This window comes from Enterococcus sp. S183_ASV_20 (assembly GCF_018919685.1).
Classification (GTDB): Bacteria; Bacillota; Bacilli; order Lactobacillales; family Enterococcaceae; genus Enterococcus; species Enterococcus faecalis.
Window position 1 is genome coordinate 1 of record NZ_JAHLRI010000033.1, and the last position, 25246, is coordinate 25246.

The 25246-nt window shown below is 38.2% G+C and carries 18 protein-coding genes and 1 riboswitch; of the genes, 8 read left to right on the plus strand and 10 right to left on the minus strand.

The features are described from left to right. Nucleotides 1-130: 130 nt before the first annotated feature. Nucleotides 131-1117, plus strand: a complete 987-nt coding sequence (locus KQI94_RS10950) for a PocR ligand-binding domain-containing protein (RefSeq protein WP_002382271.1) — start codon at nt 131-133, stop codon at nt 1115-1117. Nucleotides 1118-1231: 114 nt separating this feature from the next. Here KQI94_RS10950 and lpdA read toward each other — a convergent pair whose 3' ends face one another. The 9 genes from lpdA to KQI94_RS10995 all read right to left on the minus strand — a co-directional run bounded on the left by lpdA (nt 1232) and on the right by KQI94_RS10995 (nt 15972). After that, on the minus strand, nt 1232-2638 hold the full coding sequence (gene lpdA / locus KQI94_RS10955; protein ID WP_002357765.1) for a dihydrolipoyl dehydrogenase: 1407 nt from the start codon (nt 2636-2638) through the stop codon (nt 1232-1234). Between the two features lie 7 nt (nt 2639-2645). Further along, nucleotides 2646-4265, minus strand: a complete 1620-nt coding sequence (locus KQI94_RS10960) for a dihydrolipoyllysine-residue acetyltransferase (RefSeq protein ID WP_002357766.1) — start codon at nt 4263-4265, stop codon at nt 2646-2648. Between the two features lie 142 nt (nt 4266-4407). Further along, nucleotides 4408-5385, minus strand: a complete 978-nt coding sequence (locus KQI94_RS10965) for an alpha-ketoacid dehydrogenase subunit beta (RefSeq protein ID WP_002357767.1) — start codon at nt 5383-5385, stop codon at nt 4408-4410. Nucleotides 5386-5387: 2 nt separating this feature from the next. Then, complete coding sequence (gene pdhA / locus KQI94_RS10970; protein WP_002357768.1) at nt 5388-6503, minus strand: pyruvate dehydrogenase (acetyl-transferring) E1 component subunit alpha; 1116 nt, start codon at nt 6501-6503, stop codon at nt 5388-5390. A 598-nt stretch (nt 6504-7101) separates the two neighbouring features. Further along, complete coding sequence (gene mgtA, locus KQI94_RS10975; protein WP_002385942.1) at nt 7102-9741, minus strand: magnesium-translocating P-type ATPase; 2640 nt, start codon at nt 9739-9741, stop codon at nt 7102-7104. Between the two features lie 196 nt (nt 9742-9937). Then, nucleotides 9938-10105, minus strand: a riboswitch (M-box (ykoK) riboswitch). Between the two features lie 81 nt (nt 10106-10186). Next, on the minus strand, nt 10187-10768 hold the full coding sequence (locus KQI94_RS10980; RefSeq protein ID WP_002390160.1) for a TMEM175 family protein: 582 nt from the start codon (nt 10766-10768) through the stop codon (nt 10187-10189). 169 nt (nt 10769-10937) lie between these two features. Continuing rightward, complete coding sequence (locus KQI94_RS10985; RefSeq protein ID WP_002369492.1) at nt 10938-12551, minus strand: alpha-glucosidase; 1614 nt, start codon at nt 12549-12551, stop codon at nt 10938-10940. A gap of 1 nt (nt 12552) precedes the next feature. Continuing rightward, nucleotides 12553-14178 carry an alpha-glucosidase gene (locus tag KQI94_RS10990; protein ID WP_002369493.1) on the minus strand — a complete coding sequence of 542 codons (1626 nt, stop codon included), beginning with the start codon at nt 14176-14178 and terminating at the stop codon, nt 12553-12555. Nucleotides 14179-14205: 27 nt separating this feature from the next. After that, nucleotides 14206-15972: a glycoside hydrolase family 13 protein gene (locus tag KQI94_RS10995; protein WP_002369494.1), complete on the minus strand. Its 1767-nt coding sequence runs from the start codon at nt 15970-15972 to the stop codon at nt 14206-14208. 259 nt (nt 15973-16231) lie between these two features. Between KQI94_RS10995 and KQI94_RS11000 the strand changes: the two genes are divergently transcribed. From KQI94_RS11000 to KQI94_RS11010, 3 genes are all read left to right on the plus strand, one after another. Further along, nucleotides 16232-17482, plus strand: a complete 1251-nt coding sequence (locus KQI94_RS11000; protein WP_002386682.1) for an extracellular solute-binding protein — start codon at nt 16232-16234, stop codon at nt 17480-17482. An 85-nt stretch (nt 17483-17567) separates the two neighbouring features. Further along, complete coding sequence (locus KQI94_RS11005; RefSeq protein WP_002357775.1) at nt 17568-18911, plus strand: sugar ABC transporter permease; 1344 nt, start codon at nt 17568-17570, stop codon at nt 18909-18911. A gap of 3 nt (nt 18912-18914) precedes the next feature. Then, nucleotides 18915-19778 carry a sugar ABC transporter permease gene (locus tag KQI94_RS11010; RefSeq protein ID WP_002369496.1) on the plus strand — a complete coding sequence of 288 codons (864 nt, stop codon included), beginning with the start codon at nt 18915-18917 and terminating at the stop codon, nt 19776-19778. Nucleotides 19779-19815: 37 nt separating this feature from the next. On the opposite strand, the gene KQI94_RS11015 is transcribed toward KQI94_RS11010, so the two are convergent. Further along, nucleotides 19816-20325, minus strand: coding sequence for a MarR family transcriptional regulator (locus KQI94_RS11015; protein ID WP_002365578.1), 510 nt, complete (start codon nt 20323-20325; stop codon nt 19816-19818). A 124-nt stretch (nt 20326-20449) separates the two neighbouring features. Here KQI94_RS11015 and KQI94_RS11020 point away from each other — a divergent pair, with 124 nt between their 5' ends. The 4 genes from KQI94_RS11020 to KQI94_RS11035 all read left to right on the plus strand — a co-directional run. Next, on the plus strand, nt 20450-22789 hold the full coding sequence (locus KQI94_RS11020; protein ID WP_002369497.1) for an ABC transporter ATP-binding protein/permease: 2340 nt from the start codon (nt 20450-20452) through the stop codon (nt 22787-22789). A gap of 118 nt (nt 22790-22907) precedes the next feature. Then, entirely contained in the window at nt 22908-23408 is a 501-nt protein-coding gene (gene camE / locus KQI94_RS11025; protein ID WP_253296170.1) for a plasmid sex pheromone cAM373 precursor, read from the plus strand. A gap of 196 nt (nt 23409-23604) precedes the next feature. Next, nucleotides 23605-24066, plus strand: a complete 462-nt coding sequence (locus tag KQI94_RS11030) for a hypothetical protein (protein WP_002369498.1) — start codon at nt 23605-23607, stop codon at nt 24064-24066. Nucleotides 24067-24218: 152 nt separating this feature from the next. Further along, the coding region (locus KQI94_RS11035; protein WP_216454298.1) for an ISL3-like element IS1251 family transposase at nt 24219-25246 on the plus strand (1028 nt) is incomplete at its 3' end.

The following is a 25246-nucleotide window of genomic DNA, read 5'->3' on the forward strand; positions in this document are numbered from 1 at the left end:
ATAGTATAAAACGCTTTCACCAAAAAAGCATTGAACTTTTGGTATCGTTTTCTTGCAAAAAAATGATAGAATTATTTTGTGAAATAATAAAATATTATGATTTTTAAACTTTAGATTGAAGGATTGCCTTATGACTGTAGAATTAAAAAATATTTTAGATTTAGAAAAGTGGGAAAAATTGCAAGAATCATTGGCCTTAAGCACTCGTTTAGCCATTATTTTAGTCGATTATAAAGGTCGACCTGTGACGAAACATAGCCAAGTTCAACCCTTTTGCCAACTGGTACGTCACTCCCCTGAGCTCTCGAAACTTTGTGAAAAATGTGATGCTCGTGGTGGCTTGGAAGCTGTTCGCACTGGTCAGCCTTTTATCTACCGCTGTCACTTTAACATCGTTGATATGGCCATCCCCATTATTGTTGATGACCAGTATGTAGGAGCCATTATGGCTGGTGAAGTTTTGCTCGAAGATCACCAAGAAGAGTTAGAACAGGTTTTAACCATGAATGATGCCTTCATTCAAGAATTTTTAGTAACACACCAAGAGCTGTATCAACAATACCCCGTTTTAGAACTAGCAGACTTAGAAAAGAGCGCGACATTAATCGCTGATCTAAGCCAATATATTATTTCTGAAGCCATCAAAAAAGATTATTTAATCAATACGTACAAACAATCCTTACAGATTAGTTCGCGAAAAGAAGAGCTGGAGCCATTGAATATGATCCAAAAAGATATTCAACAAACTTTATTAACTGCTCAATTAACTCCTTCAAGTGCCTATCAAACTAAAAATAAGCAATTACAACCGGTTTTAGATGCCCTTTGGGAAAACAAATCGCTGCGTTTAAATTTACAAGAACTGGCAGACCTTGTTCATTTGACACCGACGTATTTAAGTCGTTTATTAAAAGAGGAGTTTGGTATTCCCTTTAGTCAATTTTATCGACAATTAAAAATCACATGGGCTAAACAGCTTCTTTTGGAGACAGATAAAACGATCGCCCAAATCAGTGAAGATTTAGGGTTTGTTGAAGATAGCTATTTTGTCCGTATCTTTAAACAAGAAACGGGTGAAACACCTCTTAAATACCGTAAAAGAAAGAACAGAGCATAAAAAAAACAACGACTCCGAGAAGTCGTTGTTTTTTTTACACCTTTTGCACTTGCTGTGGCTAATGCAACAAGTGCAAAAGGCGCATTATATCTGTCGTGCGACAAAGTGATACTATTAAATATGAATTGGTAAACCTAAAGCCAATTCAGCTGTATCCATAGTAATTTCGCCCAATGATGGGTGTGGGTGGATTGTTAAAGCAATGTCTTCTGCATTCATGCCAGATTCAATAGCTAAAGCTAATTCAGAAATCATGTCACTTGCACCGACACCGGCAATTTGTGCACCGATGATGACATTGTCTTCTACAGTTGTAACTAAACGCATGAATCCTTCAGTTTTATCTAAAGAGATTGCACGGCCGTTACCAGCAAATGGGAATTTGTAGCCTTTTGCTTCGATTCCCGCTTCTTTTGCTTCTGCAACAGTCATACCAACGCTTGCCAATTCTGGATCAGTAAAGGCAACAGCTGGCATTGCTTTGTAATCAACTGCAACTTTCTTACCAGAAATTGCTTCAGCAGCAATTTTTGCTTCGTAGCTTGCTTTATGCGCTAACGCAGCACCTGGTACGATGTCGCCGATTGCGAAGATGTTTTTCACGTTAGTACGTCCTTGGTTGTCAACTGGGATTAAACCACGTTCGCCAATTTCAACGCCCGCTTGTTCTAAGCCTAAGTCGTCTGTGTTTGGACGACGTCCAACAGTGACCATTACGTAATCTGCTTCAACACTTTCTTCTTTTCCGTTAACTTCATATTTAACAGTGACGCTATCGCCATTGTCAACAGCTTCTTTAGCCATTGCAGAAGTCACGATTGTTACGTTTTTCTTCTTGAAGTCGTCTGTGACAACTTTAACCATATCTTTTTCATAAGTTGGTAAAATTGATGGGCTACCTTCTAAAATTGTTACTTCTGAACCTAAGTTAGCATAAGCGCCACCTAATTCAGCACCGATGACACCGCCACCGATAATAACGAATTTTTTAGGAACTTCTTTTAAGTTTAAACCGCCTGTAGAATCTAACACGCGTCCGCCAAATTTGAATCCTGGGATTTCAATTGGACGAGAACCTGTTGCTACAATAGCATTATTGAATGAGTAAGTTTGTGCTGAGTCTGGGTGAATAACACGCAATGTATTTTCGTCAACGAAGAATGCTTCGCCTTCAATAATTTCCACTTTGTGTTTTTTCAATAACATGCCAACGCCGCCTGTTAATGATTTAACAACTGTGTTATCTTTCCAGTCTTGTGTTTTTGCAAAGTCTAATTCGACTCCTTTAGCTGTTACACCAAAAGTTGAAGAATCTTGTGCTTCTTGGTAATGATGTCCAGCAGCAATTAAAGCTTTTGAAGGAATACATCCAACGTTTAAACAAACGCCTCCGATGTATTCACGTTCGATAATCGCAACTTTTTGACCCATTTCTGCGGCACGAATTGCGGCAACGTATCCTCCAGGACCAGCTCCGATTACGACTGTATCTAGTTCAATGGCGAAATCTCCTACTACCATTTGTTAATCATCCTTCCATTAATAGTAATTCTGGATCAGCTAATAAGCGTTTAATGTTGTTCATTGCTTTTTGAGCAGTTGCGCCGTCAACGATACGGTGGTCAAAGCTTAATGATAATTTCATCATGCGTCCCACAACGATTTCGCCGTCTGCATTAACAACTGGTTCTTGTGCAATTGTACCAACGCCTAAAATAGCAACTTCAGGGTAGTTGATTACTGGTGTAAACCAGCCGCCACCGACTGAACCAATGTTACTAATTGTGATTGTACCATCACGCATATCTTGTGCAGTTAATTTACCTTCGATAGCCAATGCTGCTTTTTCGTTGATTTCATCAGCGATAGCAAACATGCTCTTCGTATTAGCATTTTTAACATTTGGTACATATAAGCCATGATCTGTATCAGTAGCGATACCAATGTTAAAGTAATTTTTGTAAACAATTTCTTGTGCTGCGTCATCGATTGATGCATTCAAGATTGGGAATTTTTGAACAGTTGAAGTCAATGCTTTTACAACGTATGGTAAGAATGTTAATTTTGTACCATTTGCAGCAGCAACATCTTTAAATTTCTTACGGTGATCCCATAATTTAGAAACTTCTACTTCATCATGTAATGTTACGTGAGGAGCAGTGTGTTTGCTGTTAACCATTGCTTTAGCAATTGCTTTACGTGTTGGTGTCATTTTTTCACGTGTTTCCATTTCGCCTAAATCAGAAGTAAAGGCTTTTGGCGCTGCTTTAGGTGCAGCTGCTTCCGCTTTAGGTGCTGCTTCTGTTGCGGCAGCTTCAGTAGCTGGTGCTGCTTGAGAACCACCAGAGACAAAGGCATCAATATCCGCTTTAATGACACGGCCACCTTTACCAGTTGCAGTTACTTGTGTAATATCAACGTCTTTTTCACGCGCATACTGACGAACAGATGGCATTGCTAAAACGCGTTTGTTTGGATCAGCGGCTGCAACTACGCCTGTTGAAGCGGCTGGAGCTGATGCTTCCGCTTTAGGAGCGTCAGTAGCTGGTGCTGCGGCTGCCGGTGCTGCTGAATTATGACCAGGTGCGTCAATTTCAACTAACACGTCACCAACATTGGCAACTGTTCCTTCTGGTACAACGATATTTTTTACAGTACCTGTTACTGGTGATGGAATTTCTTCTACTGATTTGTCATTTTGTACTTCTAATAATGAATCATCTTCATTAATTGTGTCGCCAGCTTTAACGAACCATTTAACGATTTCGCCTTCGGCAATTCCTTCACCGATGTCTGGTAATTTGAATTGGAAAAATCCGCCAGCTGCTTCTGTTGTTGGTACAGCAGCAGGTTGTGCTGGTGTTTGTTCTTGTGCAGGAGCTGCTGGTGCTGCATCGTTATCTTCGTGACCAGGTGCGTCGATTTCGATTAACACGTCACCAACGTTTGCAACTGTTCCTTCTGGTACAACAATATTTTTTACAGTACCTGTTACTGGTGATGGAATTTCTTCCACTGATTTGTCATTTTGTACTTCTAATAACGTATCGTCTTCGTTGATTGTATCGCCAGGTTTTACAAACCATTTAACGATTTCGCCTTCGGCAATCCCTTCACCGATATCCGGTAATTTAAACTGATAAGCCATTTTTTAAGTCTTCCCTTCTTCGTTGGATCTGTCTATTTTCTTAGGAGCAAAACGCGGGGAAACGACTATAGTAGCTGAACATTTCATGCCTATAGCCGTATTCCACCTGTTTAATTCTTCGTTTATCTACTTCGAATAACTATTAAAATTCGACGATTTCTCTAGCTTTTGCTTCGATATCTTTCGCATTTGGTAACCAGATATTTTCTGCTTGCCCGAATGGGAAGATTGTATCTGGAGCAGATACACGTCCGATTGGTGCTTCTAATGATAATACGGCACGTTCAGAAATTTCAGAAACAACCATAGCGCCAACGCCAGCTTGTTTTTGTGCTTCTTGAACGACAACCACACGGCCAGTTTTTTCAACAGAGTTAATAATTGTTTCCACATCTAAAGGAGCCACTGTACGTAAGTCAATGATTTCTGCTGAAATATTGTCTTTCGCTAAGCTATCAGCTGCTTTAATCGCTTCACGAACCATAGCGCCGTAAGTGATGATTGATACGTCTGTTCCTTCACGAGTTACAGCCGCTTTATCTAAAGGCACTTCATAAGCTTCGTCTGGCACTTCCTCACGGAATGAACGGTATAATTTCATGTGCTCTAAGTAGACAACTGGATCGTTGCTACGAATTGATGAAATTAATAGTCCTTTTGCATCGTAAGGGTTTGATGGAATAACAACACGAACACCTGGTGATTGTGCGATTAATCCTTCTAAGTTATCTGAGTGAAGTTCTGGTGTATGAACACCACCACCAAATGGGGCACGAACAGTAATTGGCATATTACGAGTTCCACCCATACGGTAACGCGTACGAGCCATTTGACCAACGATTTCGTCAAATACTTCAAAAACGAAACCAAAGAATTGGATTTCAGGAACTGGACGGTAACCTTGCAAGGCAAGACCGAAAGCCAATCCACCGATACCAGATTCAGCTAAAGGTGTATCGAAGACGCGGTCTTCACCAAATTTTTCTTGTAAACCTTCAGTTGCACGGAAAACCCCACCGTTGTTACCAACGTCTTCACCGAAGATTAAGACATTTTCGTCTTTCTCTAATTCAAGAGCTAAGGCATCTGTAATTGCTTGGATCATAGTTTTTTGTGCCATTTTTATTTCGACTCCTTCGCTTCATAAAATGCAATTTGTTCTTTAATTGTTTGAGGTTGAACTTCAAACATATTTTTCAAGAAATCAGAAACTTTTTGTTTTGGCGCTTTATCCGCTTCTGCAATCGCTACTTTGATTTCTTCTTTTGTTTTTTCAATAATTTCTTCTTCTTTTGCTTCAGACCATAAGCCTTTATCTGTTAGATATTTACGGAAACGAGTCAATGGATCTTTTTGTACCCATTCGTCATCCATTTCTTTTGAACGGTAACGTGTTGGATCGTCTCCAGATAAAGTATGTGGACCATAACGATAGGTTAATGTTTCAATTAAAACTGGACCGTTTCCTGCAGCTGACCAATCGCGTGCTTCTTTTGCAATTGCGTAAACTGCTAATGGATCCATACCATCAACTTGAATACCAGGAATTCCTGCTGCAACAGCTTTTTGAGCTAAAGTTTTAGCCGCTGTTTGTTTTTCACGAGGTGTAGAAATCGCAAAACCATTGTTTTGGATAATGAAGACACCGTTTGCTTGGTAAGCACCAGCAAAGTTAATTGCTTCATAGAAGTCCCCTTGTGAAGAACCGCCGTCACCAGTATAAGTGAATACAACATTTTCCTTTCCACGTTTTTTCAATCCTAAAGCAACACCAGCTGCTTGGATGTATTGAGCACCAATGATAATTTGTGGTGGTAATGCATTTAAATCTTCCGCGTAGTAGTTCCCTGCTACGTGACCACGAGACCATAAGAAAGCTTCTCTTAATGGTAAACCATGTTGTACTAGTTGAGGTACATCACGGTAACCTGGTAGTAAGTAGTCTTCTTTTTCCATTGCAAATTGACTTGCCAATTGGCTTGCTTCTTGTCCAGCTGTTGGCGCGAAGAATCCTAAGCGTCCTTGACGGTTTAATGCAGTAGAACGTTGGTCTAACACACGAGACCAAACCATGCGTGTCATTAATTCAACTAATTCCTCATCCGATAAATCAGGTACTAAATCTTCATTCACAATTTTTCCATCTTGATCCAAGATTTGGAAAGTTGGGAAATCAGCGTCGACTTTAGCCATTAGCTCTTTAAAGTCAATAGGTTTTTGTTTCTTAGCCTTTGCCATTTTGTCACACAATCCTCTCTATTACGTTTCTTTAATTTCGATAAAAGTAAAACAGAGTGCGAAACTGTATTACTTTTTATCGACTACACTTAACAAATTATCACTAAATTCGAAAAAGCGCAAGAAAAAAACTCTAATTTCTTCATTTTTTCACAAAAGAGCAAAACCGCATGTTTTTGCGGTTTAGTGATAATTTTCACAAACAAGAAAACGGTTTCTGTTCCACACTTCTTCTGTACTATTTTTCTCCCAACTGTTATATTCTATTTTGAAAATATTATATAACAGTTCTATTAATTTGAGCCCCCTTATCCCCGAACTGGCTAGTAATCTGATTTCCGAACTTTGCGTTTTCATGAAAATTATCTTGAAAAAACCAAAAAATAAAAACCGTCAGCCGAGTAACCTACTCAGCATGCGGTTTTTTATTTTTTAGAGAACAAAGTTTTTTTCGTTAATTTTTATTTTTTTGGGCTCGTTTTTTTAACAAATACTTTACCTTAGGTTTTATCACGAACATTCATTACGTAAAATCACCAAATTTTCGCAAAACGAGTAATACAGCTTAGCAATTTCTTTTCTCTTTCAGTAGATTTTACTAAATCCATTCCTTGGTAATTTTAATATATAAACGTTTAGCTACTTCAACAGTTAACATGTACGCAATGATGATTCCAAAGAACCATGGCCAGTAGTTAGCCGGAAGTTTCACAAAGTCAAAAACCTCTCTTATAGGCGTTGCTACAATCAGGAAACCGAGTAAAATTGCGCCTAAACTACTTAACATCACAGGCATTGATGCACGACTTTGAATGAATGGTATTTTCCGCGTCCGGACCATATGAACAACTAACGTTTGACTAACAAGTCCCACCATAAACCAACCTGTTTGGAATAAATGTTGAGTTGCCAAACTATTGGCGCTAAACACAAACCACATGACAAGATACGTTAGAATATCGAAAATACTACTTACCGGGCCAATACATACCGTAAATTTCGCTAGCCCGTTCGTTTCCCACCGAACAGGGCTTAATAACTCTTCTTCATCGACATTATCCCAAGGAATTGTCAACTGAGCCACATCATAAATCAAATTTTGAATCAAGAGTTGTAAGGAAAGCATTGGTAGGAATGGTAAAAAGGCACTGGCTACTAAAATTGAAAAGACATTCCCAAAATTAGAACTGATGGTAATTTTAATATATTTCATCATATTGCTAAATACTTTTCGTCCTTCAATCACACCAGATTCCAGTACATTTAAACTTTTTTCCAGTAAAATAATCGAACTAGCATCTTTAGTAATATCAGCTGCAGTATCTACTGAAATGCCCACATCAGCTTTTCGTAATGCCGGTGCATCATTAATGCCATCCCCCATAAAACCAACCGTATGACCTTTTGCTTGTAGCAATTCAATAATTTTAGATTTTTGCATCGGATTTAATTTGGCAAATAAATTAGTTTCTTCCACTTGCGCCCGCAACTCTTCATCTGTCATTGCTTCAATTTGAGAACCTAATAACACATGGGAAACTTCAATACCTACATCTTTACAGACTTTTTTGGCGACAATGTCATTATCGCCCGTTAGCACTTTCACGTTGACACCATGTTCATGTAAGGAGCGGATAGCGCTGACGGCTGACTCTTTTGCTGGATCAAGAAAACCCATAAATCCAATCAATGTCATCTCTTTTTCATCTTCAACTGAATAAACTGCTTCTTTGTGGACATCTTTTTTTACAGCTACCGCTAACACACGCATCCCCTGTTTGTTCATTTGAACATTCACTCGGCGTAGTTCTTCTCGTACAGCACTGCTTAATGGTACAATTTCGCCATTAATTTGCGCATGCGTGCACACTTCTTCCATTTCTTCCACGGCGCCTTTCGTAATCATCAATTGATGATCATCTGCATTCACGACAACCGTTAAGCGGCGTCTGGAAAAATCAAAAGGAATTTCATCAATTTTAGTGACATTTTTAAACGGCGTTTTCCATTGATGCTCTTCATAAAAATTAATAACGGCAATATCCATTAAATTTTTCCAACCTGTTTGATAAGAAGAATTTAAGTAGGCTAAATTTAGAACCTCGTCACTCAAATCACCCAATGGATTCAAATGTTGAACCAAAACTACACGATCTTCGGTAATCGTTCCAGTCTTATCTGTACAGAGCACATCCATACCACCCAAATTTTGGATAGCCGCTAATTCTTTAACAATGACTTTATGTTTCGATAAGGATAATGCACCCTTGGCTAAGTTACTCGTAACAATCATTGGCAACATTTCTGGTGTCAAACCAACTGCAACGGCAATCGCGAAGAAAAACGCTTCGCCCCAAGCACCTTTAGTTAAACCATTAATCAAGAAAACGATTGGAAACAAAATCATTACCATTCGTAATAAAAACTTACTGACTTTTGCTAAGCCTAAGTCAAAACTAGTTTTTCCTCGTTGTGTTGTAGCATTTTTAGCAATATCACCAAAAAATGTATGTTGCCCAGTTTTTAAAATAATCGCTTTTCCTTGTCCACTCAAGACATCTGTGCCCATAAACACTAGGTCTTGCATATCTAATGCAGAAACCTCTGTTTGTTGACGATCCACACCTGCATCCACAAATTTTTCAACAGGCATGGATTCGCCTGTTAGCGACGATTGATTAACGAATAAATCTTTGGTCCAAATCAACACGGCATCTGCAGGAATCATGTCTCCTGTAGCTAAAGTTACAATGTCTCCTGGAACAATTTCGTCCATTGGAATTTCTTTCGTAATTCCTTCCCGTGTCACTGCAGCGGTGTTTTCAATTAATTCTTTTAAATCCAAACTCGCTTTTTGAGAACGATACTCTTGTATAAAAGCAATCAAGACACTGGCTAAAATCATCACGCCCATCACGATAGCGGCTTCGAAATCTTTCGTTAAAGTTGAAACGACCATCAATAAGGCTAAGACATAGACAAATGGATCTTTGAATGCACTTAAAAATAAAATAATTGCTGGGGTTGGCTTTTGTGCAGAAACTTCGTTTGGTCCAAATTCCTCTAATCTTTTTTCGGCATCTTCATTCGAGAGTCCTTTTTCAGATGTCCGTAATTCCATCATTAATTCCCGTTCAGAAAGCAACGCCAATTTACGTAATTCTTGATCTTTGGTTGCTTTTCTCATATCCATTGTTTTTTTGTTCATCATTTTCTTTTCCTCCAAGGTTGTGGTCACCTGCCGAAAAGAGCGCTAAAATCTTCTCCTTTCGTTGGTGACTGTATTTTGTTTCTCTGTTCACTTCCAGGGTCTTCCATGACAGTCATCCTTTCTTTTTCTTATTTATACTTCCAGTGAATAATTGTTTTTTTGCCAAACACACAAAAAAGGACCTACTCAACAATAGAGTACGTCCCAAAATACCATCTTTAAATAAGATTCTCTATCGTTGAGCTTTAGCACTATAGGGCGTAGATAACATGTATCAGCTACATTATGAATAACCTTCACGATTATTCCTGTTCAACCAACTAAGGGTCTCTCGATCCTTTCGCGGCAGCAGCATTTGTCCAAATAGGAGCCTCACCTAACAATTATTCAGTTTTTATCCACTTCTTATAATAGAGGAGTTTGACATTCTTGTCAAAAGATTTATGACTTTTTTGTTATAAATAAAAAATAACTACTTTAAAATTTCCTTTATTTCTGCTTTTCGCTCAGGAATAAACCACATGACTAAAACAATCGTATCAATAATCAGAACAGCGATTGGCGCTACTAGTTTGCCTACAATCAACGCAATAATATTCAACACAATCGAAAGCGTTAATTTTGGATAGTGGCCAAACAAACGTTGTACTTCGGATTTGGGCCCATTTGCCTGAATCAATGCCCGCACCACTAGATAATAAGCAACGTCAGCTCCTAATACTACTAAGCCATACAAAGCTTGTGGCGGCCAAGAAAACGGATGTTCACCTACCCAACCAGTAACAAACGGGAAAAACGTCAACGTCAAAATTAAAAAATTATTCATCCAAAGGACACGTCCATCAATTTTACGGACACTTTGAAATAAATGATGATGATTGTTCCAATAAATTAATAAAGTAATAAAACTAATTAAATAAATAATGATTTTGTGTCCAGATTGGGTCAGAGCAGACCAATCTGCTTTTTCAGGAATTTTTAATTCTAAAATTAACAACGTTAAAATAATCGCAATGACTGCATCTGTAAATGCTTCTACACGTGTTTTCGGCATCATTTCCCCCTACTTTCATAAAATTAAATAACTTACCCAAAGTAAGTATAACGCATTTCTGCAAAAATTCAATTATTTATGAAGTCTCTCGGTTGTTGAAGTTCCTAAAAACGAGTGCAAGAGCCCCACTTAAAAGTAAGCCTTTTGCACTCGTTATAGAACAAATCAGTTATTGGAAGACCCCTGCTTGATAAGGTGCTAACTGCATCCGTTTCTTCACCGTAAAATCTTGATTCCCTAACAATTGTTGCCACTTTCTGCCTAGTAATTTATTCGGCAAGTCAAATTGGCACTTTTCTCCACTTAAATTGACAATCACTAACGCTGTTGCCTCAGTTGTTTTTCTTAAAAAAGCAAAAACAGACGGATGATTGGGCGCTAATAGTTCAAACTGTCCATCTGTAAAGACTGGATTTTCTTTCCGCAGCGCAATTAACTTTTTATAATAATTCAACACGGATTGTGCATCCGTTTCTTGATCAGCCACATTTATTTCTTTGAAATTGGGATGAATTGCTAACCAAGGATGCCCCGAGGTGAATGAACTTGCCTCTTGATTCGTCCACTGCATAGGCGTACGCGAATGGTCCCGCGTCCAATGCGCCACTTCTTTTAATGCTTGTTTCGCATCGTAGCCATTTTCTATAAGCAAACGATAATGGTTATGGGAATCTTTAGCATCTAACTCGTCAATCTGTTGAAACGGATAATTAACCATGCCGATTTCCTGTCCTTGATAAATAAACGGCGTTCCTCGCAAGAGCAAGGCGATTGTTCCAATCGCCTTAGCAGAATGAGAGGTTTCATTGCCTAAAATTGAATTGATTCTGGGATTATCATGATTTTCTACATATAATGCATTCCAGCCTTCTGTCCCTAAATGCTTTTGCCAGCGAGCCATTACTTTTTTATAGCCTAAAATATTTAACCGTTCTTCTCCTGGCTTTCCTTCTCGAACATTGTGCTCTAATTCAAAAATCATATTCAGATAGCCGGTATCATTGGTCCATTCCACCGCTTTTTTACTTGAAACGCCACTAGCTTCCCCCACTGTCATGATGTCATACTCAGCAAAAATAGCTTTCAAATCCAGCATATAGTCTTCAATGCCTTTTACATTCATAAATGGAGCCCACGGATTCGTGGTAATTTTAAAATCCCAAGGTTCTTTTTGGATATGACTAATCGCATCCAATCGGAAACCATCAATTCCCAAATCTAACCACCAGCGAATCATCGCATAAATCTCTTCACGAACTTTAGGATTTTTCCAGTTCAAATCAGGTTGCTCTTTTGCAAACACATGAAAATATGCTTGCTTTGTACCCGCGTCATACGTCCAAGTCGAGCCACCAAAAAAGCTTTGCCATTCATTCGGCATACGATCTGGTGTCGCATCGGCCCATAAATAATACTCACGATACGGATTATCTAAACTTTTTTTCGCTTCAACAAACCACGGATGTTGATCACTTGTATGATTGACCACTAAATCAAGAATAATCTTCAAACCTAATTGATGCGCTTGGTCCAAAAGTTCTTGAAAATCTTCCATCGTACCAAATTCTGGCTGAATCCCTTGATAATCCGCAATATCATAACCATTGTCAACGTTCGGCGAAGTGTAAATCGGATTTAACCATAAAAAATCGACCCCTAGTTCTTTTAAATACGGTAATTTCTCAATAATTCCCTGCAAATCACCAATGCCATCCCCGTTGCTATCTTTAAAACTCCGAGGATAAATTTGATAACCGACAGCATTTTTCCACCATTGGTCCATCTTATTGACTCACTTTCACAACAAATGCTTGCCAAGGCGCTAACGAATAGTCTGCTAAAGCAGTGACATCAGTCGGCATATTTTCAATCATTACTTGTTCTACAGAAACATCTGCAGAAAATGGCTGAACTTTGTCAGAAAAGTTCGTTACAACAAGCCAGCGTTCCTCACCATAGGTACGATAAAAACTGATCACTTCGTCCACTGTTTCCAGCAATTCAAAGTTGCCCCAAACAATTAAAGGATGTTCTTTTCTCAAACGAATCATTTCTTGGTACGTATAGAATAGTGAATTTTTATCTGCCAAAGCAGCAGCGACGTTAATCGTTTGATAATTGGGATTAACATCAATCCAAGGTGTACCAGTCGTAAAGCCCGCATTTTTTTCAGCGGTCCACTGCATAGGCCGGCGTGCATTGTCGCGACCTTTAGTATTAATTTTCAGCAAAATTTCTTCTTTAGAATATCCTTTTTCTAGATACTCATGGTACATGTTAATCGTTTCGATGTCCCGCGCTTCACGAATATCTGTAATCGGCGTATTGGTCATACCAATTTCTTCCCCTTGATAAATATAAGGTGTGCCTTTCATCATGTGCAGTAAAATAGCGAATAACTTACTACTTTCCAACCAATATTCCTGATCATTTCCCCAACGTGAAATCATTCTCGGTAAATCATGGTTATTCCAAAATAAAGAATTCCAGCCATCATTTCCTAATTCTGTTTGCCATTTTGCAAAAACCTGTTTCAACTTGGCAACTTCCATTGGCTGAAGGTCCCATTTTTCTTTACCTGGTTGTTGATCCAAGCTCATATGTTCAAACTGAAAAATCATGGATAATTCATGACGCTCTGGACTAGAGTACATTTTTGCAATCTCAGGTGTGGCCCCCCATGTTTCACCTACAGTTAACAGCTCTTTGCCACCAAATGTCGCGGCGTTCATTTCTTGTAAATAACGATGTAAATGAGGGCCATTCGCGGTGATCTCTTCTCCTGGAATTTTACCCACTAAGTCAATTACATCTAAACGGAAACCGCCAATTCCTTTATCAATCCAAAAATTCATCATCTCGTAAACCGACTGACGCATTTGTTGGTTTTCCCAATTTAAATCTGGTTGTTTTTTACTAAACAAATGCAAATAGTATTGCCCACTCGCTTCGTCAAACGTCCACGCCGAACCCGAAAAGGCAGATTTCAATCGGTTAGGCACACCGCCTTCTGAAGCAGGATCAGCCCATACATAATAGTCTCGGTAGGGGTTCTCCTTGCTTTTTTTCGCTTCAATAAACCAACGATGCTCATCTGACGTATGGTTAACCACTAAGTCCATAATAATTTCAATCTTTCGCTTTTTCGCTTCCTCAATTAGACGGTCCATATCCGCCATCGTCCCAAACTCTGTCATAATCGCTTCATAATCAGAAATGTCATAACCATTGTCATCATTGGGTGATTGATAAACTGGCGATAACCAAATAGCCCCAATGCCTAACGTTTCCAAATAATCCAATTTTTCAATAATTCCTGGTAAATCTCCAATGCCATCTCCATTGCTATCCTTAAAACTGCGAGGATAAATCTGATAAACCACGACTTCTTGCCACCAATGTTTTTCCATTCTTCTTCACATTCCTTTGCTTAATTATTATGCTTGATATAAAAGAAAACCTTTTGGTAAAACCATTATCTGTTCTGAAGCAATTTCGATAGAAGAACTTAGCAAAACTTCTCGATCAGTTCTATCAACAAATTGTGTCTCTTGGCCAGTATTAAAAATCCCATAGATCGTTTGTTCCTCCAAACGGCAAGCGAGTCTAATCAACCCCGTTTCAAAAGAAGTTCCTGTCCAATCGATTGTTCCACCAGAAAAAACAGCCGCATACTTTTTGCGAAGGGCAATCAATGATTTTACAAATTCCTTCAAATCCAAATCTTGCTGATTTTCCTCCCAAACCATACAACGACGACAATCAGGATCCATATCACCTGTCATACCAATTTCATCACCATAGTAAAGACAAGGGACGCCTGGTTGAATATACGTAAACGCTAATACTTGGCGCATCAACTCTTTATCCTCTTTCGTTTCATGCAATAAGCGTGGTGTATCGTGGGAATCTAAAACATTAAACTGCATTTGATTCGTTTGTTGTCGATAAAGCATTAACTGGTTGTTCATTTCAGAAAGCATCTTTTCCAAGGACAGTTCTTGCTTGACAAAGTAGCCCATAATCGCATCTGTGTATGCATAATTCATCACTGCATGAAATTCGTCTCCTTGGAGCCAGCTTTGCGACGAGTGCCAAATTTCTCCTAAAATATAAAAATCTTTTTTTGCGTCATCACATGTTTGCCGGAATTTTTTCCAGAACGCATGATCCACTTCGTTTGCCACATCTAAACGCCAGGCATCGATATCATATTCCTCAATCCAATAACGAGCAATTTCTAAAAGATAGGCTTGCACCTCTGGATTTGCTGTATTTAATTTAGGCATATGCGGAGTGAATGCAAAAGTATCATAGGTAATGTTGCTTGCTTCTTCAAAATCAGCACTTTCTTCATAGCTAGCTGGAAACTCATTTACGTGGAACCAATCGGCATAAATTGAGTCCTGGCCATTTTTTAACACATCTTGCCATTGAGGCGAAGTGTCCCCCATATGATTAAAAACGGCGTCCAACATAATCTTAATGCCCCGTCGATGACACTCTTCGACTAAACGCTTAAAGATAGCGCCATCACCAAAAGCTGGGTCAATTTTTAAATAATCAATCGTATCATATTTGTGATTAGAAAACGCTTCAAAAATTGGGCAAAAATATAAGCCGTTAACACCTAAATCTTCAATGTAATCAAGATGATCTAGCACCCCTTGCAAATCCCCACCAAAAAAATCTTGTCGATCTGGTCTTTTAGATCCCCACGGCAACGTCCCTTCAGGATCATTGGCGGGATCACCATTTGCAAAACGCTCTGGAAATATTTGATACCAAACCGTTTCTTTCACCCATTCAGGTGCTTTAAAACGATCGACTTCATGAAAATACGGCATCCGAAAATAATTATTCGCCATCTCTAAATACTTTTCTTCTAAAGGATAAATGCCGTGTTCGCCATAAAACGCCGTCAAGCCATCCGTCCCTACTAAAGTAAAAGCATATGAAAGGCGTTTAAATTTTGCACTTAATGCAATAAACCAGTAATCATATAACTCCGTAGATACTAACTTCTCCATGGTTAACGACTGTTGGTACCACTTTTCTTTCCCTAAAAGATAAGGATCTCCTTGCACTAATTGGACAGAGGCAATGTCGCCTTTTGCCGTACGCAAACGAATATGCATTGTTTCTTCTGTATAAAGATAAGCAAATTCACTTTCTGGACGATGGTAGATTGCAGCAGTGTTCATTTAATTCTCTCCTTTAATTGTCGCTTTTCGTGTATTTTCTAATACTCGAACACATTTTAGCGCAAACGATTGCATTTGTATACCCTTTTTTATTTTTTTATTTAAAATGCTCAATTAGTGGTATACACCACTTCAAATAAACAGTATGTTATTTATAACAAAAAAACTTTTTTAACTTTCTCGATGAAAAACACTTGATTATTTCCGCAATCGGTTGCATAATAAGACTTGTAAAAAATAATTTTTGGAGGGTTCAAAAATGAAAGCGAATTGGAAAAAGATTTTAATGGGCGGTATCCTTTTAAGTGCTTCCGCGGTTTTACTTACTGCCTGTGGTGGTGCAGAAAAAACGAAAGCTGAAAATGAAAGCGGTTCAGCAAATAAAGCAGCTGGTGACGTAAAATTATGGGTTGATACTGAATATATGGGCGTCTTTAAAAAAGTTGTCGCCGATTTTGAAAAAGAAAACCCCAATATTAAAGTTAACTTAACTGCTGGAAATTCGGCAGATGCTAAAAAAGACATTGCAAAAGATCCTAAAGCTGCCGCAGATGTTTTCATGATGCCACATGATCAAATTGGTCAAATGGCAGAAGCTGGTCTGATTTACCCTAACACAAAATATGAAAAAGAAGTCAAAGAAAATAATATTGACTCGGCAGTCGCAGGGGTCACTTGGAAAGACAAAGTCTATGCCTACCCTTATGCCGTAGAGTCACAAGTTCTTTATTATAACAAAGATACGTATTCTCCAGAGGAAATCAAAACTTGGAAGTCTTTAACTGAAAAAGGCAAAATCGGTACCAATTTTGGCGAAGATGGCGCAAATTATATCTTCGGTCCTCTATTTATGAGTAACGGCGATTACTTATATGGTGAAAATGGCGAAGATCCAAAAGGTACCAACTTTAACAACCAACAAGGTATAGAAGTATTACAATGGATTGCCGATCAAAAAAATAATCCTGGTGTGATCCAATCAAATACAGAAGCATTGTCTAATCTAGGTTCTGGCAAAACGGATGCCTTCCTTTCTGGTCCTTGGTCTAAAAACGATGTAGAAAAAGCTCTTGGCGACAAAATGGGGGCTGCTGCCTATCCAACCATTGATTTTGGCAATGGAGAAAAACAAATGAAAGCTTTCTTGGGCGTTCGTAGTTTTGCTGTCAACCAACAAACACAAGCACCATTGGCCGCAATGACATTAGCAAACTATTTAACCAGTGAAAAAGCACAAATGACTTACTTCAAAGAAATCGGCTTTGTCCCTTCAAACAAAAAATTACAAACAAACGAAGAAATTACACAAGATACTGTTGCAAAAGCTATCTTAGAAATGGCGCAACCAACCCACTCTGTGGTAATGCCAAAAATCCCAGAAATCGTTTCATTCTGGCCTGCGATGGATGCAGTGATCAATGATACGTACAAAGGCAATATCAAACCTGCGGATTATCAAGCAAAATTAGATAAATTAGTCCAAGACACATCAAAAGAAGCAAAAGAATAAAAAGAGTAAAGAAATGGGACGAGCTTCAATCTGCTGTCCCATTTCCTCTATCTTTTTTATTTAAGTAGAAAGTGAGTGAACGAAGATGTTCAAGAAAAAGAAAGCCCAGACGTCATTTCGAGAGGTCTTTAAAAAAGGCGACTTCGCTACAAAACTATCTTTTTTAGTTATGGGTGCTGCAAACTTCGCCAACAAGCAGTGGTTAAAGGGAATCATCTTTTTAACAGCTGAAATTGGCTTTATCTATTGGTTAATCCGTAATGGTTTCCACGCATTAATGATGCTAGGAACACTAGGGACCCAACAGCAAGGATTAGTATATGATGATTCTTTAGGGATTGAAGTTCTAAAAGAAGGCGATAATTCAATGCTCTTATTATTATTCGGAATTGCAGCAATTTTAGTCTGTTTATCGCTAATCATTTTATATGTAATCAATTTAAAAAGCGCCCGTCACCTATATGAATTAAAGACAGCCGGCAAAAAAATTCCAACAACTATGGATGATTTACGTAGCTTGTTAAACGAACGTTTCCATGCAACTTTAATGACGATCCCCTTACTAGGCGTTCTTTTCTTTACCATCTTGCCGTTGTTATATATGATTTCAATTGCCTTTACCAACTACGACCATAACCATTTGCCACCGAAAAACCTTTTTACTTGGGTTGGATTGGCAAATCTAGGTAATGTAATCACAGGCGATATGGCTTCAACGTTCTTTCCAGTACTTGGCTGGACCTTGATTTGGGCTGTTTTCGCAACCGCAACTTGTTTCTTTTTTGGAATCATTTTAGCCTTGCTTATCAATACAAAAGGCTTAAAATATAAAGCGTTTTGGCGGACTATTTTTGTTATCACGATGGCCGTACCTCCGTTTGTTTCACTTTTAATTATGCGAAACCTCTTAAATGGTTCCGGACCTATCAATGCTCTGTTGTTAAACTGGGGCTTAATCGATTCTTCTATCCCCTTCTTAACAGATCCGAATTGGGCAAAATTAACCATTATTGTTGTCAATATGTGGATTGGTATTCCTGCTACGATGTTAATCTCTACAGGGATTATCCAAAATCTCCCTGAAGATCAAATTGAAGCTGCTAGAATTGACGGCGCCAATAAATGGCAAATTTTTAAAAGTATTACATTTCCACAAATTCTATTTGTGATGACCCCAGCGCTGATTCAACAGTTTATTGGCAACATCAATAACTTCAATGTCATTTATCTATTAACAGGCGGTGGTCCAGCCAATTCTAACTTCTACGGTGCAGGCTCAACTGACCTTTTAGTTACCTGGCTATACAAATTGACTGTCGATACAATGGATTACAATTTAGCCTCTGTGATTGGTATTTTAATCTTCATTCTCTCCGCAGTCTTCAGTTTAATTGCCTATACACGGACGAATTCATTTAAGGAGGCGTAACTTATGGCTAAAGCAAAAAGTTACCAAAAAAAACAACGCACTGCACTTACCAGCGTTTACATCATTCTAACCATTTTAGCAGTTTTTTGGATGTTCCCCATTGTGTGGATTATCTTAACAAGTTTTCGTGGCGAAGGCGGTGCATTTGTTCCCTATATCATTCCCAAAACATTCACTTTAGAAAACTATAAAGTATTATTAACAAATCAGACTGGCAACTTCCCCTTTGTCCGTTGGTTTTTGAACACCTTGTTCGTCTCCATCGCAAGCTGTCTGTTATCAACTTTCATTACAATCGCAATGGCTTATGCGCTGTCCCGGTTGCGTTTCCGCTTAAGAAAACCATTTTTAAAAGTGGCGCTCGTTTTAAATATGTTCCCTGGTTTTATGAGCATGATTGCCGTTTACTATATTTTAAAAGCCTTAAATTTAACTGAAAGTTTATTCGCTTTAATTCTGGTTTACTCTGCAGGCTCGGCGCTAGGTTTTTACATCGCCAAAGGGTTCTTCGATACCATTCCGATGGCTTTAGACGAATCGGCTATGATTGACGGTGCCAACAAGTGGCAAATTTTCACAAAAATTACGTTGCCATTGTCAAAACCAATTATTGTCTATACTTCTTTAACCGCCTTCATGGGCCCTTGGATGGATTTTATTTTCGCAAAAGTTATTATGGGTGATAAAGTTGAAAATTACACCGTTGCGATTGGTCTCTTTTCGATGATGACCAAATCAACAGCCAATTCACTATTCATGGCTTTTACAGCTGGATGTGTGCTAATTGCCATTCCAATTACTATTTTATTTATAGTAATGCAACGTTTCTATGTAGAAGGCGTGACTTCTGGCTCTGTCAAAGGCTAGAAAAAACATCGTTTGGTTTATAGCCAAACGATGTTTTTTATTTTTTGGCGTTGTTTTCCTTACACGTTTTTCTTCGTAGCGCTTGATAATTGGACAAAATTTTCATGACCGCCAAAAAGTGTTGATTGACCTCTTGATAATCCTCTAAGGAAAGAACACTAAGCGTTTCAGATAGTTGCTGTTTTACTTGATTTTCTTTTTGCTTAAAGAGCTTCTCGCCTTCTTTTGTCGTATAAACATTAACCACGCGGCGATTTTCTTGATTATGGCGACGTTGAACAATCGCTCGTTCTTCTAACCCCGCAATAGAGCGACTCACTTGAACTTTCGACGTTCCTACTTGGTTGGCTAACTCTGTCATACTGATTCCTTCATTCGTTGCCACAATTAATAAAATTAACATGTCTAACTTTGTTAATTTTAGATCCTCCAAGTCTAGGTCTTTAAAAAGCAATTGGCTCATATATGAAAAAATTTCAGTAAAGACACTAATATCTAAATTTGATGAATGCTTCTCTTTATCCATATGTTCTCCCTCGTTTCCCACCTAGTGTATACTAAATTCACTTGATTATCAAATGGTAATGATTGATTTTTGTTAACTATTATGTTACGTTATACACTAACTTAAGGTTGTGTTGTTGATAAATTGGAAGAAGGATGCGAAAAATATGCTAGAACTCAAAGAGATAAAAAAATATTATACTGTCGGCGGAACGACCACTAAAGCTTTAGATGGCGTCTCTGTCGCTTTTCGAAAACAAGAATTTGTAGCCATTCTGGGTCCCAGTGGCTCTGGTAAAACGACGATGTTGAATGTGATTGGCGGATTGGACAATTACGATTCTGGTGACTTAATCATTAACGGCAAATCAACAAAAAATTTTAAAGAAGCCGATTGGGATGCTTATCGGAATAACTCAATTGGTTTTATTTTTCAAAGTTACAACTTAATTAGTCATCAAGGGATTTTGGATAATGTCGAGCTTGGTATGACACTGAGTGGTATTTCAAAAGCAGAAAGACGCCAAAAAGCCGAAGATGCACTCATCCGTGTCGGTTTGAAGGACCATATCCATAAAAAACCTTCCCAATTATCTGGCGGTCAAATGCAACGGGTGGCCATTGCTCGTGCTTTAGCTAATGATCCCGATATTTTACTTTGTGATGAACCAACTGGTGCATTGGATTCAGAAACCAGTCTGCAAATTATGGCACTTATCCAAGAACTTTCGAAAGAAAAATTAGTCATTATGGTGACCCACAATCCTGAATTAGCTCATGAATACGCTGATCGAATTATTGAATTTTCAGATGGCCAAATTCGGCATGACTCGCGTCCTCATATTGAACATGAAAAAAAAGAACCTTTCGAATTGAAACGCACCAAAATGAAATTCACGACTGCGCTGCGTTTATCTTTTAATAATATCCGCACTAAAAAAGGGCGAACTTTTTTAACCGCCTTTGCTTCAAGTATCGGAATTATCAGTATCGCGATTGTCCTTTCTCTTTCAACAGGATTCCAGAAACAAATTGATAAAACTCAGTCGGAAACGTTAGCGCAATTTCCGATTACCATTTCTAAAATAGCGACAGATCAAGATCCAGAAAGTTTCAATAATCAGGACAAAAAAGGCACCTTCCCGAAAGAAAAAGAAGTGACTGCTAAAATTAGCGATGCGGACCGTGCGCAACACACGAATTTAATTGATCAAAAATTTATTGACTATGTCAATCACATTGATCCTGAATTAAGTAATAATATCGGCTATACTCGTCTAGTCAATATGAACTTATTAAGAGAAATCAACGGGAAAGCACAAGCTGTCAAATTTTCAAACGATGCACCTGATGGTCAATCAAACGCGATGACTTCTATGATGGCTGCCCAAACTGGCGTCGGCGTTTCTGCTTTTCCTAAACAACTAGAAAATGGAAAAAACAATTTCTTAAAAGACAATTACTCGTTGCTTGAAGGAAATTATCCAGAAAAAGAAACCGATGTCGTTTTAATCGTCGATAGTAACAATACCACCAATATTAATGCTTTAAAAAATCTTGGCTTTGACGTGAAAGATAATCAAAAGATTGCCTTTTCAGACATTGTTGGCACAAAAATGAAATTAGCCAATAATAATGCATTTTACACCAAATTACCGACAGGCAACTTCATTCCTAACCAAGATTTGCAAGCTGTTTACGATAATCCAGAAAATACCGAATTAACAATTTCAGGGATTTTGCGAATTAAAGATTCTTCAACAATGAATCTATTAGCACCTGGAATTGCTTATAGCGATGCACTTTCAACTAATATGATTGCCAAAAACAAAACCTCTGATATTGTTAAAGCGCAAGAAGCCAGCAATACTAACGTTATGACTAACGAAACATTAGATGCTTCCGCGAAAGAAAACCTGTTGTCTTATTTAGGAGCGAATGAAATCCCTTCAAGTATTATGATTTATCCAAACGACTTCAAATCAAAAGATAAAATTCTTGATTATTTAGATGCTTATAACAAAGGAAAAGATAAAAAAGACCAAATCATTTATTCTGATTTAGCTGGAACAATGACCCGCTTAACAGGTGGTTTAATGGATGCCATCACCTATGTGCTGATTGCATTTGCTGGGATTTCCCTTGTTACAAGTATGATTATGATTGGGATTATCACCTATACTTCTGTCATTGAGCGGACCAAAGAAATCGGTATCCTGAAAGCGTTAGGAGCTCGTAAAAAAGATATTACCCGGGTGTTTGATGCCGAAACTGCTATTTTAGGCGTTGCCTCTGGTATTCTTGGTGTTGTGATTGCCTTTCTCGCAACATTTCCGATCAATGCAGTGCTCTATAACCTGACTGATTTAGAAAATGTTGCCACCTTAAATCCAATTCACGGGATTATTTTGATTGTAATTAGCACAATCTTAACCATGATTGGTGGCCATATTCCTGCCCGAATGGCAGCGAAAAAAGATGCGGCAGTTGCTTTACGTGCAGAATAAATAACAAAAAATAATCCTTTAATTTCTCTTAAAGGATTATTTTTTGTTTGTAATTTTTATAAAACCTCCGTATACTAAATGATTGTGAATACTTAATAAAAGGAAACGAGGTAATTTCATGTTAAAAAAACCATTTTTACTATTTTTTTCACTTTTAGGAGCTATTTTTATTTTAGCTAGTTGTGGCATAGGAAAAGATGCTGTCACAGATACTAAGTACAAAGTTAGTTTGCAGCAAGCTGCTGAAATCTACGAAAAAGAAGCTGGCAACAGCAAACCATTAGTAAATGTCCAATTTGATACAGAACCAGCAAGTGACTACAGCTATATCTTTACCAACGAGACAGAAACACTTTACGAGAATCCTGAAACAGGAAAAGTCACCAAAAATACTGAAGCAAATCAACTTGGCGAAAACGAGACAGCCTTTTCAGCTGCTGAAGTCAAAGAATTAGGCGCTGTTAACGACGTTTTAGCCAAAGCAAAAAAAGAAGTTGGAGGACTTTCTCCACGTATTTTGACTTGGAAGTTAACCAAAAATAACAATAAACTTGTTTATACAGTAGATGTTAAAACGACTACGGCAGATGAAAAAGTTACCTTAGATGCCAATAAGTAAGCACAAGCGTATAACTTATCACGAAATAACCAAATCTTAAAATACTCTTTGGGACAGAACCTACGCATTCGGAAACCTTAACATTTTCCGAAGCCGATCGTTCTGTCCCAATTTCATTCTTTTAAGTAATAATAATTGTTCGTTACCCCTGCTACCGTTATACTTAGTTTAAAAGAAAAGATGGGAGTATCAATTCATGGTTTATACAGTTGATTTTAAAGAAGTAGCCACTCTTGGTTTAGAAAGTTCACCAGTGGCACCTGCCCTTGCTGGACTAAGAGCGAATGAAGCTCGCTATTTTTGGAATAAATACAAACATCGCTTTACGACCGTCCCTGCCTCTGAAGCTCCAGAAACATTGACCTGGATTGAAAAAATTTTATTGGAACGAGCGTTACATTTCCCTTACAAGCCACTTGAAATTTCTTCTTTCACTTTAGATGGCATAAAAATGGCCTATGTATTTTATGAAAACGGCTTAGCAGTTAACGTGATGTACACATTAGCTGAGGAAGGCAAACGCGCCGTTGGGTTTAAACTTTCAGATGGTATGGCAATCCCTGCAGAATTTGAAGGAAAATTCAAATTTGCTCGTCAAAAATCAAAATTAGCTGGAACCATTCGCGGCTCTTATTTTGTCATTAAAGGAACCTATTAAAAAAATGCTTTTGCCCTTATTATTAAGGCTCTATACTTTTTGATGTTGGTGGATGACACCAGCATCTTTTTTATTTTCCAAAACATATAGAAAAGACACCTTGAAATCCTTTAGAATTAATTTGGCGAACCAACCCAAAAGGAGGAATCAAGATGTCTTACACTCACCTTATCAAAGAAACATTAGATATTCTAGACTTATCAGTTACTTTTAACGAAAATTGTCTCACAAAAGAAAAATACAAAGGGCAAATCTGTCATATTTATCGTGGAAACTTGATTTATACAGCCCAAGAATGCATCCACTGTAAACACCAGATTGCTTCAGATATTGTGCGTTGGGGTACAACAACCGTCCGGTTGTTAATGAACGATGTTTCTGAATACCGTACCTACCTCGAATTGAAAAAGCAACGCTTCAAATGCAAAGCTTGTCAGCGGACCTTTGTCGCAGATACTTCTGTTGCGAAAAAACATTGTTTCATCAGTGAGAAAGTCCGCTGGTCTGTCGTGACTCGTCTGAAAAAAAATACCTCAATGACAGAGATCGCCGCTCAGAAAAATCTATCGGTCTCTTCTGTTTACCGTATTATGAAGCGATTTTATCGTCCGTTGAATCCTTTTCGGACACCGTTACCTAAGGTACTTTGTTTTGATGAATTCAAATCAGTTCGGGGTGTTTCAGGTGCTATGAGTTTCATCATGATGGATGGACAAACACAGCGCTTATTGGACATTGTCGAGAACCGACAACTGCCTTTTTTAAAACGTTATTTTAGTCATTTTTCACGAGAAATTCGTGAAGCGGTCGAATGGATCGTGATTGATATGTACGCTCCTTATGTATCGCTCGTTAAAAAGCTGTTTCCAAAAGCACAGCTGATTATTGACCGGTTTCACATCGTCCAACATATTGGTCGTACCTTTCGCAATCATCGAATCAAAGAAACGAACCAACTATTAAAAAGCAAAGAACAAAAACACTATCAATTAGGTAAGCAATTAAAAAGATACTGGAAACTTCTTCAAAAAGATGAACGCAAGCTTGATTATACTCGACGCCTTTGGCGACCTGGCTTCAAAGCTCATTTAACAGAGACCGATATTGTGGATCGCTTACTGAAAGGGAGCCCTGCTTTGCGTGTAGGCTATCAGTTATATCAAGACTTTCTTTACGCTGT